The sequence below is a fragment of the Variovorax sp. LjRoot130 genome (genome assembly GCF_964253755.1).
Taxonomy (GTDB): domain Bacteria; phylum Pseudomonadota; class Gammaproteobacteria; order Burkholderiales; family Burkholderiaceae_C; genus Variovorax.
In genome coordinates, this window is sequence record NZ_CAXURM020000001.1 from 55,285 (window position 1) to 71,235 (window position 15,951).

General features: G+C 68.4%; 16 protein-coding genes. 8 read left to right on the top strand and 8 right to left on the bottom strand.

The genetic code is table 11. The features are described from left to right. Positions 1-41: 41 nt before the first annotated feature. A complete protein-coding gene (locus tag ACSQ86_RS00300; RefSeq protein WP_436308277.1) occupies positions 42-374 on the top strand; it encodes a hypothetical protein in 333 nt (110 codons plus the stop codon). Here ACSQ86_RS00300 and ACSQ86_RS00305 read toward each other — a convergent pair. Together ACSQ86_RS00305 and ACSQ86_RS00310 are read right to left on the bottom strand one after the other, a co-directional pair. After that, positions 341-1,699, bottom strand: a complete 1,359-nt coding sequence (locus ACSQ86_RS00305; RefSeq protein WP_436294792.1) for a solute carrier family 23 protein — start codon at positions 1,697-1,699, stop codon at positions 341-343. The two genes, ACSQ86_RS00300 and ACSQ86_RS00305, sit on opposite strands and share 34 nt — an antisense overlap. A 49-nt stretch (positions 1,700-1,748) precedes the next feature. Beyond that, positions 1,749-2,171, bottom strand: a complete 423-nt coding sequence (locus ACSQ86_RS00310; protein ID WP_093106916.1) for a hotdog fold thioesterase — start codon at positions 2,169-2,171, stop codon at positions 1,749-1,751. A gap of 105 nt (positions 2,172-2,276) precedes the next feature. Here ACSQ86_RS00310 and ACSQ86_RS00315 point away from each other — a divergent pair, with 105 nt between their 5' ends. Next, the gene (locus ACSQ86_RS00315) at positions 2,277-3,584 is read left to right on the top strand and encodes a hypothetical protein (protein WP_436308278.1); all 1,308 of its coding nucleotides are present in this window, start codon (positions 2,277-2,279) and stop codon (positions 3,582-3,584) included. A gap of 3 nt (positions 3,585-3,587) precedes the next feature. Here the strand turns inward: ACSQ86_RS00315 and ACSQ86_RS00320 are convergent, their stop codons facing one another. Then, a complete protein-coding gene (locus ACSQ86_RS00320; RefSeq protein ID WP_436294790.1) occupies positions 3,588-4,505 on the bottom strand; it encodes a LysR substrate-binding domain-containing protein in 918 nt (305 codons plus the stop codon). A 132-nt stretch (positions 4,506-4,637) separates the two neighbouring features. Between ACSQ86_RS00320 and ACSQ86_RS00325 the strand changes: the two genes are divergently transcribed. Genes ACSQ86_RS00325 through ACSQ86_RS00335 form a run of 3 tightly spaced genes read left to right on the top strand, consistent with a single transcriptional unit; the run spans position 4,638 to position 9,331 of the window. Beyond that, positions 4,638-6,038 carry an aminotransferase family protein gene (locus ACSQ86_RS00325; protein WP_436302269.1) on the top strand — a complete coding sequence of 467 codons (1,401 nt, stop codon included), beginning with the start codon at positions 4,638-4,640 and terminating at the stop codon, positions 6,036-6,038. A gap of 27 nt (positions 6,039-6,065) precedes the next feature. After that, positions 6,066-7,043, top strand: coding sequence for a Bug family tripartite tricarboxylate transporter substrate binding protein (locus ACSQ86_RS00330; RefSeq protein WP_436302270.1), 978 nt, complete (start codon positions 6,066-6,068; stop codon positions 7,041-7,043). Beyond that, positions 7,040-9,331 carry a N,N-dimethylformamidase beta subunit family domain-containing protein gene (locus tag ACSQ86_RS00335; protein ID WP_436308279.1) on the top strand — a complete coding sequence of 764 codons (2,292 nt, stop codon included), beginning with the start codon at positions 7,040-7,042 and terminating at the stop codon, positions 9,329-9,331. The genes ACSQ86_RS00330 and ACSQ86_RS00335 overlap by 4 nt, the downstream gene beginning before the upstream one ends. Positions 9,332-9,334: 3 nt before the next feature. Here the strand turns inward: ACSQ86_RS00335 and ACSQ86_RS00340 are convergent, their stop codons facing one another. Together ACSQ86_RS00340 and ACSQ86_RS00345 are read right to left on the bottom strand one after the other, a co-directional pair. Next, entirely contained in the window at positions 9,335-10,306 is a 972-nt protein-coding gene (locus ACSQ86_RS00340; RefSeq protein ID WP_436302272.1) for a threo-3-hydroxy-L-aspartate ammonia-lyase, read from the bottom strand. Positions 10,307-10,350: 44 nt separating this feature from the next. After that, positions 10,351-10,671 (bottom strand): winged helix-turn-helix transcriptional regulator, encoded by a 321-nt coding sequence (locus ACSQ86_RS00345; protein WP_436302273.1) that lies wholly within the window; start codon positions 10,669-10,671, stop codon positions 10,351-10,353. 102 nt (positions 10,672-10,773) lie between these two features. Between ACSQ86_RS00345 and ACSQ86_RS00350 the strand changes: the two genes are divergently transcribed. Next, positions 10,774-11,349 carry a carboxymuconolactone decarboxylase family protein gene (locus tag ACSQ86_RS00350; protein WP_436302274.1) on the top strand — a complete coding sequence of 192 codons (576 nt, stop codon included), beginning with the start codon at positions 10,774-10,776 and terminating at the stop codon, positions 11,347-11,349. Between the two features lie 42 nt (positions 11,350-11,391). Here the strand turns inward: ACSQ86_RS00350 and ACSQ86_RS00355 are convergent, their stop codons facing one another. The 3 genes from ACSQ86_RS00355 to ACSQ86_RS00365 are packed head-to-tail and all read right to left on the bottom strand — an operon-like array spanning position 11,392 to position 14,839. Beyond that, positions 11,392-13,779: an ATP-binding cassette domain-containing protein gene (locus ACSQ86_RS00355; protein WP_436308280.1), complete on the bottom strand. Its 2,388-nt coding sequence runs from the start codon at positions 13,777-13,779 to the stop codon at positions 11,392-11,394. 41 nt (positions 13,780-13,820) lie between these two features. Then, positions 13,821-14,231: a VOC family protein gene (locus ACSQ86_RS00360; RefSeq protein ID WP_436302276.1), complete on the bottom strand. Its 411-nt coding sequence runs from the start codon at positions 14,229-14,231 to the stop codon at positions 13,821-13,823. Between the two features lie 5 nt (positions 14,232-14,236). Next, a complete protein-coding gene (locus ACSQ86_RS00365) occupies positions 14,237-14,839 on the bottom strand; it encodes a helix-turn-helix transcriptional regulator (RefSeq protein ID WP_436308281.1) in 603 nt (200 codons plus the stop codon). Between the two features lie 21 nt (positions 14,840-14,860). Between ACSQ86_RS00365 and ACSQ86_RS00370 the strand changes: the two genes are divergently transcribed. Together ACSQ86_RS00370 and ACSQ86_RS00375 are read left to right on the top strand one after the other, a co-directional pair. Continuing rightward, a complete protein-coding gene (locus ACSQ86_RS00370) occupies positions 14,861-15,385 on the top strand; it encodes an antitoxin Xre/MbcA/ParS toxin-binding domain-containing protein (protein ID WP_436308282.1) in 525 nt (174 codons plus the stop codon). After that, positions 15,382-15,855, top strand: a complete 474-nt coding sequence (locus tag ACSQ86_RS00375; protein ID WP_093106884.1) for an RES family NAD+ phosphorylase — start codon at positions 15,382-15,384, stop codon at positions 15,853-15,855. Before ACSQ86_RS00370 ends, ACSQ86_RS00375 begins: the two co-directional genes overlap by 4 nt. Positions 15,856-15,951: the final 96 nt, after the last annotated feature.

The window sequence follows — 15,951 nt, forward strand, 5'->3', positions numbered from 1 at the left end:
CTTCGCAGACTGGCCCGCTTCAAAAATGCGCATTTCCTGCCATGCAACCCATCCTCGATATCCGGACCGTCCAGCCCGACCTCTACACCTACAGCCTCGGTGCGGCGGCGCAGGCCGTGCTTCCGCGCGACGATTTCTTCGAAACAGCCGAGCGCTGCCTGCAGGACGCGGGCCAGGGCCTCCTCATGTACTTCGACAGCGTCCAGATCTGCTTTGCCGGCTTTGCGCTCGGCAGCTATCCGGTGGCGCGCATGGTCGAGGATCCGATGGGACTGTTTCGCGAACTCATGGCGCGCATCGAAATCGTCTACCGATCGCGCACCCTCCCGCGCCGGCGCATTCAGGCCTGGCGCGAGCGGCTCAGCAGCGCGTAGAGCAGGATCGCGCCGAAGGTCGCCGTGCCGATGCCGCCGAGCGCGAACTGGCCGAACTTCAGCGTGAAATCGCCGGTGCCGATGATCAGCGTGATCGCAGCCACGATCAGGTTCTTGTTCTGCGAGAAGTCGACCTTGTTGTCGACCCAGATCTTGGCGCCCGCGACCGCGATCAGGCCGAAGACCACGATGCTGACGCCGCCCATCACCGGCAGCGGAATGGCCTGGATCAGGGCGCCGAACTTGGGGCTGAAGCCCAGCAGCAGCGCGATCAGCGCGGCGACCACGAACATCGCCGTGGAATAGATCTTGGTGGCCGCCATCACGCCGATGTTTTCCGCATAGGTCGTGACGCCGGTGCCGCCGGCCGCGCCGCTCACCATGGTCGCGATGCCGTCGCCGATGAAGGCGCGGCCGAGATAGGGGTTGAGGTCGCGCCCCGTCATCGCGCTCACGGCCTTGATGTGGCCCAGGTTCTCGGCCACGAGGATCACCGCCACCGGCGCGATCAGCAGCATCGCGTTGACATCGAACACCGGCACCGCGAACCGCGGCAGGCCGAACCATGGCGCGGTGCCGAGGGCCGTGAAGTCGATCGGCTTGCCCAGCCCGAGGCCGTTGGTCAGCACTGCGTAGATCACGCTCGCGGCGATCAGCCCCATCAGGATCAGCAAGCGCTGCACCATGCCGCGCGTGTAGACCGCGATCAGGCCGACGCAAAGAAAGGTCAGCGCCTGGATCCAGGTGTCGAAGCCGGTCGGCGCCATGTTCTTGATCGGCACGCTCGCCAGGTTGAGCCCGATCACCGCGACCACCGCGCCGGTGACCACCGGCGGCATCAGCCGTTCGATCCAGTGCACCGCAACGTCCTGCTCGATCTCCTCGACCTCCACGCCGCGCAGGGGCGCCGTCTTGTGATGGCGCTCGTTGGTGACGGCCACCAGGATGCCGATCAATGTGTAGACCAGGCCGCAGGCGATGATGCCGCCCAGCGCCACGCCCAGGTTGGCGTTCGGCCCCTGGCCGGCATAGCCCGTGGCCGCGATCACCACGCCGATGAAGGCGAAGCTCGAGCCCAGGTAGCTGGGCACCCGGCCGCCGGTGACGACGAAGAAGATCAGCGTGCCGACGCCGCTCATCAGGATCGCGATGTTGGGATTGAAGCCCATGAGGATCGGCGCCAGCACCGTGGCGCCGAACATCGCGATCACGTGCTGCACGCCCATCGCGGCCGTTTGCGGCCAGGGCAGCCGCTCGTCGGGCGCCACCACGGCGGTGCTGCCGGCTGCGACTTCGCGCCAGCGGGGAAGGTAGGAATCGCTCATTGTTCTTCTCCTCGGTTGTTGTCTTTGTCGGGATCCCGGGCTCAGCCGGTCAGCGCGCCTTCAGCACCGCCATGGTGATGCGGGAGACGCAAGTGAGTTCGCCCGCGTCGTTGGTCATGTCGATCTGCCACACCTGCGTGCTGCGGCCGCGGTGCACCGGCCGCGCGGTGCCGGTGACCCAGCCGGAGGTCGTGGCCTTGATGTGATTGGCATTGATGTCCAGTCCCACGCAGCGCTCGCCTTCGGGCGCCGAGTAGTGGGCGCCGCAGGAGCCCAGCGTCTCGGCCAGCACCACCGACACGCCGCCGTGCAGGATGCCGAAGGGCTGGCGCGTGCGCTCGTTCACCGGCACGCGGGCGCGAATGAAATCGTCACCGATCTCGAGGAACTCGACGCCCAGCGTCTGGACCGCGGTGTCGATGTGGCTGCGAGTCAGTTCTTCGATCGAGATTTCTTTTTTCCAGATGGGCATGCGGCATTCTCCTGTTCGATGTGGCCAAAACTATAGCGACTGGCCCTGATACGACGGGCCTCCCGCCGACACTGCCGCCGGCCTTGTACGGCATAAGCTTTCATCATGACCCGCGCAGGACGATGGATCACCGGCACCGCCGTCGCGGCGCTGCTCTTGCTGGGCGGCCTGGCCCTGTGGGCCTGGCGGCTGTTGCCGAGCGACGAAGCGCTCGCGGCCGAGATCGGCCAGCGCTTCGAGAAGGCCTCCGGCATCGGCCTTCGCATCGGCGGGGCGCACTGGTCGCTGAGGCCGATCCCGGTGGTGGTGCTGAGCGATCTCGCGACCGTGCAGGAGCGCCCGATCACCGTGCGGCGCGTGGTCGTGCGGCCGCAGCTCGCCGCGCTGTGGAATCGCAGGATCGCGATCGATGCCGTCGAAATCGAGGGTGCCGTGCTGCCGCGCACCTCGGTGCGCGCCTTCCGCGGGCGTTGGCAGTGGAGCGATGCGGCCACGGCGTTGGCCGGCGCGTGGAGCCCGGCGGAGGTTCCGCTCGAACACCTGCGGCTGCGCGATGTGACCTGGATCGACCGCCGCGACATCGGATTGGCCTACGACGCCGACCTGCGCTTCGACCGCGGCTGGCGCCCGCGCGAGGCCGAAGTGTCGCGGCGCGGCGCATCGCCCGCCGCGAGGATGCGCGTCGAACGTGAAGGCGAGCAGGACCGCTGGCGCGTGAAGATCGATGTGGGCGGCGGCTCGTGGAACGGCGATGCGGCGCTGCGGGTGCTCGACCAGGGCCGGATGCGCCTCACGGCCCAGCTGTCGCCGAAGGGCGTGGACATCGCCGGGCTGGTCGGCGCCTTTGCGCGGCGCAACGCGGTCGAAGGCAGGATCGACGGCCAGACCGAGCTCGAAACCGAGGGCGACAACCTGGGCGAGATGGTGCGCCGGCTGCACACGCGCACCCGATTCACGGTCAAGCCCGCGACCTTGAAGGGCTTCGATCTCGCGAAGGCAGTCAGCACCGCCGGCGCGGACCGCAGCGGCCAGACCGTGTTCGACGAACTCACGGGCACCCTCGACACCCAGTCCGGCGACGACGGCATCGTGCTTCGCTACACCGGCCTGCAGGCGCGCTCCGGCTTGCTCACCGCGAGCGGCAGCGCCACGGTGCTCAACCGGCGCCTGAGCGGCGAGGCAGCAATCGACCTGGTCGACGGCGTGGTCGGCGTGCCCTTCAAGCTCGCCGGCACGCTCGACGAGCCGCAGCTTTCGCTGACCGGCGGCGCGCTCGCCGGCGCCGCAGTGGGCACGGCCGTGCTGCCGGGTGTCGGCACCGCCATCGGCGCGCGCATCGGGCAGCAGGTGGAAAAGCTGTTCGGCGGCGAGGACGAAGAGAAGGAAAAGAAGCCGCCGCAGAAGCCGCGCTGAGGCTCAGGGCGCCGGGCGGAAACCGGGCAGCGCATGCATGCGCCGCTTGAGCGCTTCGATGAAGGCGGTCACACGCGCGGGTCTATAGATCCCTGGCGGCAACGCGACGTGGATCCCGACCGGCTCCAGCCACCATTGAGGCAGCACCCGCTTGAGCCGGCCGGCCTGCAGGTCGTCCTGGCACATCCACGGCGCCGCCGCCCCGATGCCCGCGCCGTTGAGGATGGCGCGGTAGCTCGACAGCAGGCTGTCGGTGCGGATCGGCGTGTCCAGCGCCACGATGCGCGAGCGGCCGGCCTTGTCGAGCAGGCGCACGCTGCCCATCACGTAGGGCACCAGCCCGACGCAGGGCAGCGAGGGCAGCCGCGCCAGGGTCACCGGCCCCAGGCGCTTGAGCAGCGCCGGTGTCGCGAGCAGCACGCGCTCCATCGAGCCGAGCTGGCGGCAGACCAGCCCCGGGTCGCGCACCTCGCCGACGCAGACCCAGCACTCCGCGCCCGAGGCGGCGAGGTCGACCACGCGATCGGTCAGCGTCAGCTCGATGCGCAGGCCGGGATGGGCGGCGCGCAGATCGGTCACTGCATCGGTCAGGAAGCCGGTGCCGTAGCCGGAGGGGCCGATCACGCGCAGCGTGCCCTCGGGCCGGCTCTGCCCGCCCGAGAGCCGGCTCGACAGGCCCGACCAGCGATCGGTCAGGTCGTGCGCCTCGGCCAGCAGCGAGCGGCCTTCGTCGGTCAGCGAGAAGCTCGCGGTGGTGCGTATCGCGAGCTTGCAGCCGAGCAGGCGTTCGAGCTCCAGCAGCCTGCGGCTCACCGTCGGCTGCGTGGTGCCGAGCAGGCGGGCCGCCTTGCTGAGCGAGCCGGTGTCGCCGATGCGCAGAAAAGTGTCGAGCAGGTCCAGGCGGTCGTGCGTGGTCTTCATGCGCAGCACGTATAGCACTTCATCGTCCCATACGTCTACCGCTGGCGCCGGTCTCTTCGTATCTTCGACGGCATGAGCCGCAGGGCCGTTCCCAAGGGCGAATACCGGAGCGCGCAGCGCAGAGATTACTTAATGAGCACCCAGACCCCCACTGCACGCTTCGTGGGCGACACGCCGCAGGGCGGCACCGTCCTCGGCTTCTATGCGCCCAAGGGCGCGCCGCGCCCGCCCCGCATTGCGCGCGGCGAGGGCATCTTCCTGTGGGACGCCGACGGCAAGCGCTATCTCGACGCCACCGCCGGCGCGGTGGTCGCCAACATCGGCCACGGCAATCCGCGCGTGCTGGCCGCGATGACCGAGCAGGCGGCCAAGGTCAGCTTCGCCTACCCGCGCTTCTTCGAGAGCGAGCACAACATCGCGCTGGCCGATCGCGTTTGCGCGCTCGCGGGCGAAGGCTTCGATCGCGCCTTCTTCGTCTCGGGCGGCTCGGAAGCCAACGAATCGGCGATCAAGCTCGCTCGGCAGTACGCGGTGGTCAGGGGCCAGGCGAGCCGCGCCAAGGTGATCTCGCGCAACCCGAGCTACCACGGTTCCACGCTGGGCGCGCTGGCGGTCACGGGCGATGCCAACACGCTCAATCTCTACGGGCCGATGATCCGCGCGATGCCGAAGGTGCCGGCGCCGCTGTCCTACCGCGTGCCGGAAGGGCACACCGTCGAGTCCCATGCGCTGGCGTGCGCCGACGAACTCGAACAGGCCATCCTGCGCGAAGGCCCGGAGACCGTGCTGGCCTTCATCGTCGAACCGATCGGCGGGCTCTCGACCGGCGCGGTGGTGTCCTCGGCGGCCTACTTCGAGCGCGTGCGCAGCATCTGCGACCGCCATGGCGTGCTGGTCATCTACGACGAGATCATGAGCGGCGCCGGCCGCACCGGCGCCTTCCTCGCCGCGCACCACTGGCCGGCCGCGCGCCCCGATCTCGTGACCTTGGCCAAGGGCTTGGCCGCCGGCTACACGCCGCTGGGCTGCCTGCTCGCGCCCGACCGCATCGTCGATGCCGTGGCTGCCAGCGGCGGCTTCGTGCACGGCCATACCTACTTCACCAATCCGCTTTCCTGCGCGGTCGCGCATGCGGTGGTCGACGAGGTGGTCCGGCAGGGCCTTGTCGCGCGCGCCCGCGACAGGGGCGCGTACCTGATGGCGCGCCTCAACGAAGTCGCCGCGCGTTCGCCCATCGTCGGCGACGTGCGCGGCAAGGGTTTGCTGACCGCGATCGAGATCGTGGCCGACAAGGCCACACGCTGCCAGCTGCCGGTGGCCTTCAACGCGCCCGCCCGGCTCACCGAGCACGGCTTGAAGCACGGCATCGCGCTCTACAACCGCCGCGCCAACCTCGGCGCCTTCGGCGACTTCCAGATGATCACGCCGCCGCTCACGATCACCGAGCCGGAGATCGACGAGCTCGCCGACCTGCTCGAGAAGTCCCTGCGCGATCTCGCCGACGAGATCGCGCGCAAGGGCCTGGCCGCGTGAACCCTTTTCATTTCTGAAAGGTCCCCGATGAAGCTCCCCGTTCTCCTGAAGACCGCGCTCGCCTGCGCGACCCTGGCATTCGCCGCTGCCGCTTCGGCGCAGATCGCCGCCGGCAAGGGCCCCGTGAAACTCATCGTCGGTTACCCGGCCGGCGGCTCGGCCGACGTGCAGGCACGCACGCTGGCCGACAAGCTCGCGGCCGAGCTCGGCACCACGGTGGTCGTCGACAACCGCACCGGCGCCGGCGGGCAGATCGCGGCCGACTATGTGCGCGCCGCGCCGCCCGACGGCCTCACGGTGCTGCTGGCCAACATGCACATGATGGTGATGCTGCCGCTGACCTCGAAGTCGGTGCGCTACGACCCGGTGAAGGACTTTCAGGCCGTGGGCCGCATCGTGAGCTTCTACGAAGGCATTGCCGTGCCCGCCGCGCTGCCGGCGCAGAACGTGCAGCAGTGGCTGGACCTCGCGCGCGCCGATCCGTCGAAGGCGAGCTACGGCGTTCCCGCGCCCGGCAGCGTCGCGCAGTTCATGGGCTTCCGCCTCGGCAGCGAGGCCAAGGCCAACCTGGTGGCCGCGCCCTACCGCGGCGCGGCGCCGCTGGTGCAGGACCTGCTGGGCAACCAGATCGCGGCCGGCATCATCCCGATCGCCGACCTGGTCGCGCACCAGCAAAGCGGCAAGCTCAAGGTGCTGGCCGTCAACGGCGCGAAGCGCGCGGCGCTCCTGCCCGATGTGCCGACGCTCAAGGAACTGGGCCAGCCGCACTTCGACAACCTCGAATGGACCGGTCTCTTCGTGCCCGCCGGCACGCCGCGGCCCATCGTCGACCAGCTGCATGCGGCGCTCGGCAAGGCGCTCGCCAACAAGGAAGTGCAGGAGCGCTTGCAGAAGCTCAGCAGCGATCCGAGTCCGAGCACGCCCGAGGAATTGACCAAGCTCATTGCCGACGATCTCAAGCGTTGGGGGCCAGTGGTCAAGGCTTCCGGTTTCACGTCCGAATGACGACGCCACCGATCCCTTCGCACAAGTCCCTGAATCTTCCCGGTGTTCACGGCTACGCCGACCGCAAGAGCGTGGCCGCCGGCGAATGCGTGCGCTTTCACGTCAGCAGCGACCGCGGCTACCAGCTCTCGGTCTGCCAGCTCGGCAGCGATGTGGAAGGGCGCAGCGACGATGTCGTGCTGCACGCCTTCGCGCCGTCGCCCGCGCGCGTGCAGGCCATCCACCCGGGCTCCTATGTCTTCGTCGAGAAGGGGCTGGATGCGGCGCTGCCGCTCCACGGCCTGACGCTGGAATGCTGGGTCAAGCCCTGGAGCATCGCCACGCGCCAGACCCTTATCGGCCAATACGACTTTCCCGCCCACTGCGGCTGGGGCCTGTTCATCGAGGAGGGTGGGGCGCTCGCCTTCTACCTCGGCGATGGCCGGGGCTTCCGCGCCGAGGCGCAGCGGGCGCACGGCCGGCTCGTCGAGCGCCGCTGGCAGCATGTGGCCGCCACGTGGAACGGCCGCGTCGCGGCGCTGTGGATCGATGGTCAACAGGTCGGGCAATGGGATGCGGGGCAGGAAGTCCGGCCCGGTCCCGCGCCGCTGCGAATGGGCGCGAGCGGCGTCGACGGTCTGGCCGACGTCTTCCTCGAAGCCGATCTCGCCATGCCGGTCCTCTACGGCCGCGCGCTGGTACCTGAAGAGATTGCCGAGCGCCACGCGCAGCGCGGCCTCGCGATCGCTTCCGGCCGCTCGGTGCTCGCCTGCTGGCCGCTGCGCGAGGAGCGCGGCGCGCAGGTGGCCGACGCCAGCGGCCATCAGCGCACCGGCCGCATCGTCAACCACGGCACCTGGATGATCGTCGGCCCCGCCTTCGAGCCTGCGAAGGTCGCACCCAGCGAAGACGCCGAATCAGGCTACGACCCCTTCGCCGATCCGACGCGCGGCCACGGCCTGCGCTTCGCGAGCGACGATCTCTACGACTGCCGATGGGAGGCGACGCACGAGTTCCGCATCCCCGAAGATGCGAAGTCCGGCGTCTACGTCGGCCGCATCCGCTTCGAGCAGGGCGGCCGCGAAGCCGACTACGACATCACTTTCATCGTCCGGAAGCCGGCGCATGCAGCGCCGGCGCCGATCCTCGTGCTGTGCGCCGTCAACAGCTGGCTGGCCTATGCGAGCACGCCCTTCGCGAAGAACGTGGTCGACGATCCTGTGTGGCCGCGCCGTGCGGCCGGCCTGGAGAACTGCCATCCCGAAGCGCCGGCCTACAGCAGCTACACCTACCACCGCGCCGGCCAGCCCTGCTACCAGGTCGGCCTGCGCATGCCCTGGCCCAACGCCAGCCCCAGTGCGCTCTACGATCCGGCCGGCAGCGGCTTCAGCCAGTGGACGCGGCTGGAGCGCCGCCTGCACGTCTGGCTCGCACGCGAGGGCTACGAATTCGACGTGATCGGCGACATCGACCTGCATCGCGATCCCGCGATCCTCTCGCGCTACCAGACCGTGTTCGTCAACGGCCACAGCGAATACTGGTCGCTGCCCGGCGTCGAGGGTCTCGACGACTACCTCCGCCGCGGCGGCAGCGCGATCGTGCTGTCGGGCAACACCATGTACTTGCGCGTGAGTTACGACGAGGACTTCACCGTCATGGAGCAACGCAAGGTCAACGGCCCCCATCACGACGAAACCGTGCCGCCGGTGGGCCCGCCCGCCGGGCCCTTCGGCGAGCAGTACCACAGCCAGGACTGGGCGCGTGGCGGCCGCCTCAAGGCCTCTGGCCGGCCGGCGGCCGACATCATCGGCCTGGAGACCGCGGGCTGGGCCTTTGCCGACGGCGAGGACTTCGGCGTCTACCACGTGGAACAGCCGGCGCATGCGTTGTTCAACGAGCCGCATCCGCTGGGCTTGGCCAAGGGGCAGACCTTCGGCCATGCGCCGGGCGGTGGCCTGCCGCGCGCGATCGGCCACGAGTGGGACCTGACGATCGCCACGCTCGCGCGCATGACGAAGCGCTCGCCGCCGGGTGCTGCGCTGCCCGCGCCGCAGGAAGACATCGAGGTCATCGCCAACGGCATCCGGCGCGTGCCCGGCAAGCTCGACGCCTACCTCGACTACCACTCGAATCTCACCGAGTCGATCGGCGGACTCTCGGCCGAGATGATCTACTGGGAACGGCCGCAAGGCGGGCGCGTGTTTCACGCCGGCGCGGTCGGCGCGGCCTGGGTGATCGGCAGCGACCCGAACTTCGGCAAGCTGCTCAAGAACGTGCTGTACCGCTTCGGCGTGCAGCCGCAGGCCTGAGGCTCAGCCTGCGAGCAGGGCGCCGAAGCGTTCCACGTCGACATTGCCGCCGCTCACCAGCACGCCGATGCGTTTGCCGCGCAGCTGCGCCTTCATCTCGCGTGCGGCCGCAAAGCCCAGGCAGCCGGTGGGCTCCACCACCAGCTTCATGCGCGAGGCGAAAAAACGCATGGCCTCGACCAGCTGCGCGTCGCTCGCGGTGAGCACGTCGTCGACATCGCGGCGGATGATGGGGAAGGTGTGTTGGCCAAGGTGCTGCGTCTGCGCGCCGTCCGCGATGGTCTTGGGCGTGTCGATGTGGACGATCTCGCCGCTGCGAAACGACTGCTGCCCGTCGTTGCCCGCTTCCGGCTCCACGCCGTAGACCTTGCACTGCGGCGAAAGCGCGCGCGTTGAGAGCGCCGAGCCCGAGATCAGGCCGCCGCCGCCCATGGGAGCGAAGAAGGCATCGAGCGGCCCCACCTCCTCGAACAGTTCTTTCGCCGCCGTGCCCTGGCCCGCGATCACGTCCGGATGGTCATAGGGCGGGATCAGCGTCAGGCCGTGCTTCTCGGCGAGCTCGCGGCCGATCTGTTCGCGGTCGTCCTTGTAGCGGTCGTAGATCACGACCTGGCCGCCGTAGCCCTTGGTGGCCGCCACCTTGGCCGCCGGCGCATCGTGCGGCATCACGATGGTGGCGGGCATGCCGAGGATGCGTGCCGCGAGCGCGATGGCCTGCGCATGGTTGCCCGAAGAGAAGGCCACCACGCCGGCGCGGCGCTGGCGCTCGTCGAACTTCGACAAGGCATTGAAGGCGCCGCGGAACTTGAAGGCGCCCATGCGCTGCAGGTTCTCGCACTTGAAGAACACTTCAGCGCCCAGCTCTTCGTCGGCCGTGCGCGAACGCAGGACCGGCGTGCGATGGGCATGGCCTTCGATGCGCGCGGCAGCGGCGGCGACGTCTTCGAAGGTGGGCAGTTTCAGGGTCTCAGGCATGGCGTTCCTTGGTATGGACAGATTATCTATATCTGGACAAATTATCAAAGCTCCTCGAACCAGCGGTCCGCCCACTGGTTGAGCGGCTTCAGGCGCTTCACGAGCTCGACGCCCGATTCGGTGAGCGCATAGCCGAGTTCGGCCAGCTCGACGATGTTCAGCGCGCGCAGTTCCTTGAGGCGGTCGTTGAGGACCGAGGGCGACATCTCGCCCGCATTCGTCTGCAGCAGCCTGAAGCTCTGCGGCGCGCCGTCGCGCAGCTCCCACAGGATGCGCAATGTGCCCTTGCGGCCGAGCTGCTCGAGCAGGGCCATGATCGGTCGCCGGGCCGTGACGGGGAGGGCATCGGAAGTCTTGGCGTTCATGCTGCAAAGGTGATTGCGCTACGGAATTCGTAGCGGTAGACTGCATTCTGCTGCTACGAATTCCGTAGCGAAATGCAGCCATTCTAGCCAGAGGAATTGCCGATGACGACCCCGTCCGAACCACGCATCGCACCGCTTGCGCCGCCCTATCCGGAAGAGCTCGGTGCGCTGCTGAAAAAGATGACGCCGCCCGATGCGCCAGAGATCCTGGCGCTCTTCCGGGTATTGGCGATCAATCCGGCGCTGGCCGAGCGATCGATGCCATGGGGCGGCTACCTGCTGGGCCGCAAGGCAAGCCTTCGGCTGCGCGATCGGGAGATCGTCATCCTGCGCGTGTGTGCCCGCTGCGGCGCGGAGTACGAGTGGGGCGTGCATTGGGCGGCGTTCGCCCAGGCTGCGGGACTGGGCGAACGTGAGCGCGAGGCCATCGTCTCGGCCGTCGCCGACCTCGAAGTGCTTGCACCGCGTGATCGGCTGCTGTTGCAGATGGTGGACGCGCTGCACGACAAGGCCGATGTCGACGACGCGCTCTGGCAATCGTTGTCGGCGCACTGGACGCCGCCGCAGCTGATCGAGCTGCTGATGCTCGCCGGCTGGTACCACGCGATCAGCTATGTCTGCAACGCGGCGCGGGTGCCGCTGGAGACATGGGCGGCGCGGTGGGGTCAAGCCCGTTGACGCGGTGCATCTGGGGTGATCCCAACGCTTGCGCAGCAGGGGTCAGGTGCCGACGTAGGCCGCGAGGTGCTCGCCGGTGAGGGTGGAGCGGGCGGCGACGAGGTCGGCGGGTGTGCCCTCGAAGACGATCCGGCCGCCGTCGTGGCCGGCGCCGGGGCCGAGGTCGACGATCCAGTCGGCGTGCGCCATGACCGCCTGGTGGTGCTCGATGACGATGACCGACTTGCCGGCGTCGACGAGCCGGTCGAGCAGGCCGAGCAGCTGCTCGACGTCGGCGAGATGGAGGCCGCTGGTCGGCTCGTCGAGGACGTAGACGCCGCCCTTCTCGGCCATGTGGGTGGCCAGCTTGAGCCGCTGCCGCTCTCCGCCGGACAGCGTGGTGAGCGGCTGGCCGAGCCTCAGGTAGCTCAAGCCCACATCGGCGAGCCGCTCGAGGATGGCGTGTGCGGCCGGCGTGTGCGCCTTGCCGGCGCCGAAGAACTCCTCGGCCTCGGACACCGACATCGCGAGCACCTCGCTGATGTCGCGGCCGCCGAGGTGGTACTCCAGGACCGACGCCTGGAATCGCTTGCCCTCGCAGTCCTCGCAGGTCGTGGCGACGCCGGCCATCGTCGCCAGATCGGTGTAGATGACGCCGGCGCCGTTGCAGGTGGGGCAGGCGCCCTCGGAGTTGGCGCTGAACAGCGCCGGCTTCACGCCGTTGGCCTTTGCGAACGCCTTGCGGATCGGCTCGAGCAGATCGGTGTAGGTCGCCGGGTTGCTCCGTCGCGAGCCGCGGATCGCGCCCTGGTCGACCGACACCACACCGTCGCCGGCGGGGATCGATCCGTGCACGAGCGAGCTCTTGCCGGAGCCCGCCACGCCGGTGATCACGCAAAGCACGCCGAGCGGGATGTCGACGTCGACGTCCTTCAGGTTGTGTGTGTTCGCGCCGCGGATCGGAAGCTGGCCCGTCGGCGTTCGTACCGTCTCCTTGAGGGCGGCCCGGTCGTCGAAGTGGCGCCCGGTGAGGGTGCCGCTGGCCCGCAGCCCCTCGACGGTGCCCTCGTAGCAAACGGCGCCGCCCGCCGTACCGGCGCCCGGGCCCAGGTCGACGACGTGGTCGGCGATCGCGATCGCCTCCGGCTTGTGCTCGACGACGAGCACCGTGTTGCCCTTGTCCCGCAGCTGCAGCAACAGCTCGTTCATCCGCTGGATGTCGTGGGGGTGCAGACCGATGGTGGGCTCGTCGAAGACGTAGGTGACGTCGGTGAGCGAGGAGCCGAGGTGGCGGATCATCTTGGTGCGCTGTGCCTCGCCGCCCGACAGCGTGCCCGACGGCCGGTCGAGCGAGAGGTAGCCCAGCCCGATCTCCACGAACGAGTCGAGGGTATGCAGCAGCTTGGCGAGCAACGGCGCGACCGACGGCTCTTCGAGGCCACGGACAAAATCGGCCAGGTCGCTGATCTGCATCGCGCAGGCGTCGGCGATGTTGATCTTCCTGATCCTGGAGGACCGGGCGGCCTCGCTGAGCCGGGTGCCGCCGCAGTCGGGGCAGGTGTCGAACGTCATCGCCCGATCCACGAAGGCGCGGATATGCGGCTGCAGCGCGTCGAGGTCCTTGGACAGGAACGATTTCTGGATCTGCGGGATCAGCCCCGCGTACGTCAGGTTGATGCCATCGACCTTGATCTTGGTCGGCTCCTTGTGGAGGAGATCGTGCAGCTCCTTCTTGGTGAACTTGCGGATCGGCTTGTCCGCGTCGAAGAAGCCGCAGCCGCGGAAGATGCGGCCATACCAGCCGTCCATGCTGTAGCCCGGGATCGTGATCGCGCCCTCGTTGAGCGACTTGGAATCGTCATACAGCTGAGTGAGGTCGATATCGGAGACCGTGCCCATGCCCTCGCAGCGCGGGCACATGCCGCCCGTGCGGCTGAAGCTCTGTTTCACCGTCTTGCTGGCACCGCGCTCGACGGTGATCACACCGGTCGCACGGACCGAGGCGACGTTGAAGGAGAACGCGTTGGGCGAGCCGATGTGCGGCTTGCCGAGCCGGCTGAAGAGGATGCGCAGCATCGCGTTGGCGTCGGTGGCGGTGCCGACGGTAGAGCGGGCGTTGGCGCCCATCCGCTCCTGGTCGACGATGATCGCGGTCGTCAGGCCGTCGAGTACGTCGACCTCAGGCCGCGCCATCGTCGGCATGAAACCCTGCACGAAGGCGCTGTAGGTCTCGTTGATCAGCCGCTGCGATTCCGCGGCGATGGTGCCGAACACCAGCGAACTCTTGCCCGAGCCGGAGACGCCGGTGAACACCGTCAGCCGGCGCTTCGGGAGCTCGACGCTGATGTCCTTGAGGTTGTTCACGCGCGCGCCCTGCACGCGGATCAGATCGTGGCGGTCGGCAACGTGCAGCGCAGGCGACTGCGTGTCCTTCCTCGTGGCCTTGCTCATCGTGTCTCCATCTGTTGGGCGGGGCCGCATTGCCGGACCGCTCAGCGCACTTCGTTGATCCGGATGTGGTTGCCTGCGGGATCGCGGAAGGCACAGTCGCGCACGCCGTACGGCTGCTCGGTGGGCTCCTGGATGAGCTCGGCGCCGCTCGCCTGCAGGCGAGCGAAGGTGCCGTCGAGGTCGGCGGTGGCCAGGATGATGATGGCGTAGGTTCCCTTGGCCATCATCTCGGCGACGGTGCGGCGCTCGTCGTCGGTAACGCCGGGGGTGGCGGCCGGCGGGTGCAGGACGATGGACGTGCCAGGCTGGTCGGCGGGGCCGACCGTGATCCAGCGCATCCCGTTGTATCCGACGTCGTTGCGGACCTCGAAGCCGAGGATGTCGCGGTAGAAGGCCAGGGAGGCGTCCGGGTCGTTGTGCGGGAGGAAGCTCGAGTGAATGGTGATGTCCATGGCGGTCAGTCTGGTTGCGGTGGCGGCCAGTCTAGTTGCGGCTCGGTGATCGGCGCTTCTCGATTCCTGATCGGTCTGGTGACTTGTTTCGCCACGCACGACGGGATCCCCGCGGTCGCGCGCTCTCCCTGGCGCCGATAGGTGCTGGGCGGCATGCCGACCAGTTCGGTGAAGCGAGTGCTGAAGGTGCCCAGCGACGAGCAGCCGACCTCGAAACAGACCTCTGTGACGCTGAGATCGCCACGACGCAGCAGCGCCATCGCGCGCTCGATGCGCCGCGTCATCAGATAGGCGTACGGCGACTCGCCGTAGGCGAGCCGGAACTGGCGGCTGAGGTGCCCGGCCGACATGTTCACGCCACGGGCGAGCGCCTCGACGTCCAGCGGCTGCGCGTACTCCCGGTCGATCCGGTCGCGAACGCGGCGTAGCCTCGCGAGGTCGCGCAGGTGCTGCGCTGCGGCGGGTCTGCTGGTCATCTGCGCGATCGTGTCACGCCGCACCGGCGTGCTCAAGCCCGTTGACGTGGTGTATCCGAGGTGGGCGACGAGGTCGCGGAAGGTGAGGGGGTTGCCTGTGTCGTCTAGAATGAGACTAAAATTCGTCTTCATATAGACATACTGAGGCCAGCCATGTTGTCGTCACAGACCAGAACCGGTTCCGCCCCCAAGCCGCGTCGCGGCACCCAGGCCGTCATCCTCTATCAGCGGAACAAAGGTGTCGACGCCTACGTGCGCGCGGTGTCCGGTGCCACGCCGATGGAAATCGTGGCGATCGAACGCCAGGGCGTGCAGGGAATCTTCATCAAGGATCTGTCCAAGAGGATGGACCTTGCGACTTCGCGTTTCTTCGCCATCCTCGGCGTGCCGAAGGCCACGGCCGAGAAGAAGGCTGCTTCGGGCGAGCTGGTCTCCGGCAGCGGCGGCCAAGCCGCGATCGGCATGATCAAGCTCCTCGGAATCGCACAGGACATCGTCGAGAACAGCAAGGCGCCCGAGGCGAGGGGCTTCGATGCCGCGAAATGGCTCGGCCAATGGATCGAGCGGCCCCAGCCCTCTCTCGGCGGCCGCAAACCCGCGGATCTGATCGACACGCCGACGGGCGTGGAGGTCGTCGCCCGTCTGCTGGGCTCCATCGAGAGCGGCGCCTACCAGTGAAGCTGTGGCGAATCGCGGCCGATACTCGAAAGTACCGCGCCGATGATCTCAGCGGCGGCGGCGCGGCCAAGCATCCCGGCCGATGGAACGACACTGGCGAGCCGGTCGTCTACGCGGCGCCGTCCGTCTCCATCGCGGTGCTCGAGACCGCTGCGCACATCGACAACACCGGCCTTCCGCTGAACCGATATCTGCTCGAGCTGGATGTACCGGATGACATGTGGGAGTCGCGCGAAGAACTCGACGTGGCGTCCCTGCCTGCGACCTGGTCAGCGATCCCCGCGGGTCATGCCAGCGTGAGGATCGGCTCCGCGTGGCTTGCCTCGCTGCGGACGCCGATTCTGCTGGTGCCTTCGGTGGTGGTTCCAGAGGAACGAGCGGCCCTGATCAATCCTCTCCATCCGCAGTCGAAGCGGATCGCGCCGCGAATCGTTCGCCTGTTCGAATACGACCGGCTCTTCAGGTCATGAGCTTGGCGCGATTCGCTTGGCGGATTCGGGCATGAAGCTGGAGTGAGCGCTACCCGCACACCACGCTCGCATTTTTTCTTGGCGTCGCCCTGTTCG

Excerpts from the sequence above, each read along its gene's own strand:
- ACSQ86_RS00345 (WP_436302273.1), bottom strand. The coding sequence starts at position 10,671 with ATGAACGCCAAGACTTCCGATGCCCTCCCCGTCACGGCCCGGCGACCG.
- ACSQ86_RS00330 (WP_436302270.1), top strand. The coding sequence starts at position 6,066 with ATGAAGCTCCCCGTTCTCCTGAAGACCGCGCTCGCCTGCGCGACCCTG.
- ACSQ86_RS00305 (WP_436294792.1), bottom strand. The coding sequence starts at position 1,699 with ATGAGCGATTCCTACCTTCCCCGCTGGCGCGAAGTCGCAGCCGGCAGC.
- ACSQ86_RS00310 (WP_093106916.1), bottom strand. The coding sequence starts at position 2,171 with ATGCCCATCTGGAAAAAAGAAATCTCGATCGAAGAACTGACTCGCAGC.
- ACSQ86_RS00370 (WP_436308282.1), top strand. The coding sequence starts at position 14,861 with ATGTTGTCGTCACAGACCAGAACCGGTTCCGCCCCCAAGCCGCGTCGC.
- ACSQ86_RS00360 (WP_436302276.1), bottom strand. The coding sequence starts at position 14,231 with ATGGACATCACCATTCACTCGAGCTTCCTCCCGCACAACGACCCGGAC.
- ACSQ86_RS00315 (WP_436308278.1), top strand. The coding sequence starts at position 2,277 with ATGACCCGCGCAGGACGATGGATCACCGGCACCGCCGTCGCGGCGCTG.
- ACSQ86_RS00325 (WP_436302269.1), top strand. The coding sequence starts at position 4,638 with ATGAGCACCCAGACCCCCACTGCACGCTTCGTGGGCGACACGCCGCAG.
- ACSQ86_RS00350 (WP_436302274.1), top strand. The coding sequence starts at position 10,774 with ATGACGACCCCGTCCGAACCACGCATCGCACCGCTTGCGCCGCCCTAT.
- ACSQ86_RS00340 (WP_436302272.1), bottom strand. The coding sequence starts at position 10,306 with ATGCCTGAGACCCTGAAACTGCCCACCTTCGAAGACGTCGCCGCCGCT.
- ACSQ86_RS00365 (WP_436308281.1), bottom strand. The coding sequence starts at position 14,839 with ATGAAGACGAATTTTAGTCTCATTCTAGACGACACAGGCAACCCCCTC.
- ACSQ86_RS00355 (WP_436308280.1), bottom strand. The coding sequence starts at position 13,779 with ATGAGCAAGGCCACGAGGAAGGACACGCAGTCGCCTGCGCTGCACGTT.
- ACSQ86_RS00320 (WP_436294790.1), bottom strand. The coding sequence starts at position 4,505 with ATGAAGACCACGCACGACCGCCTGGACCTGCTCGACACTTTTCTGCGC.
- ACSQ86_RS00335 (WP_436308279.1), top strand. The coding sequence starts at position 7,040 with ATGACGACGCCACCGATCCCTTCGCACAAGTCCCTGAATCTTCCCGGT.
- ACSQ86_RS00300 (WP_436308277.1), top strand. The coding sequence starts at position 42 with ATGCAACCCATCCTCGATATCCGGACCGTCCAGCCCGACCTCTACACC.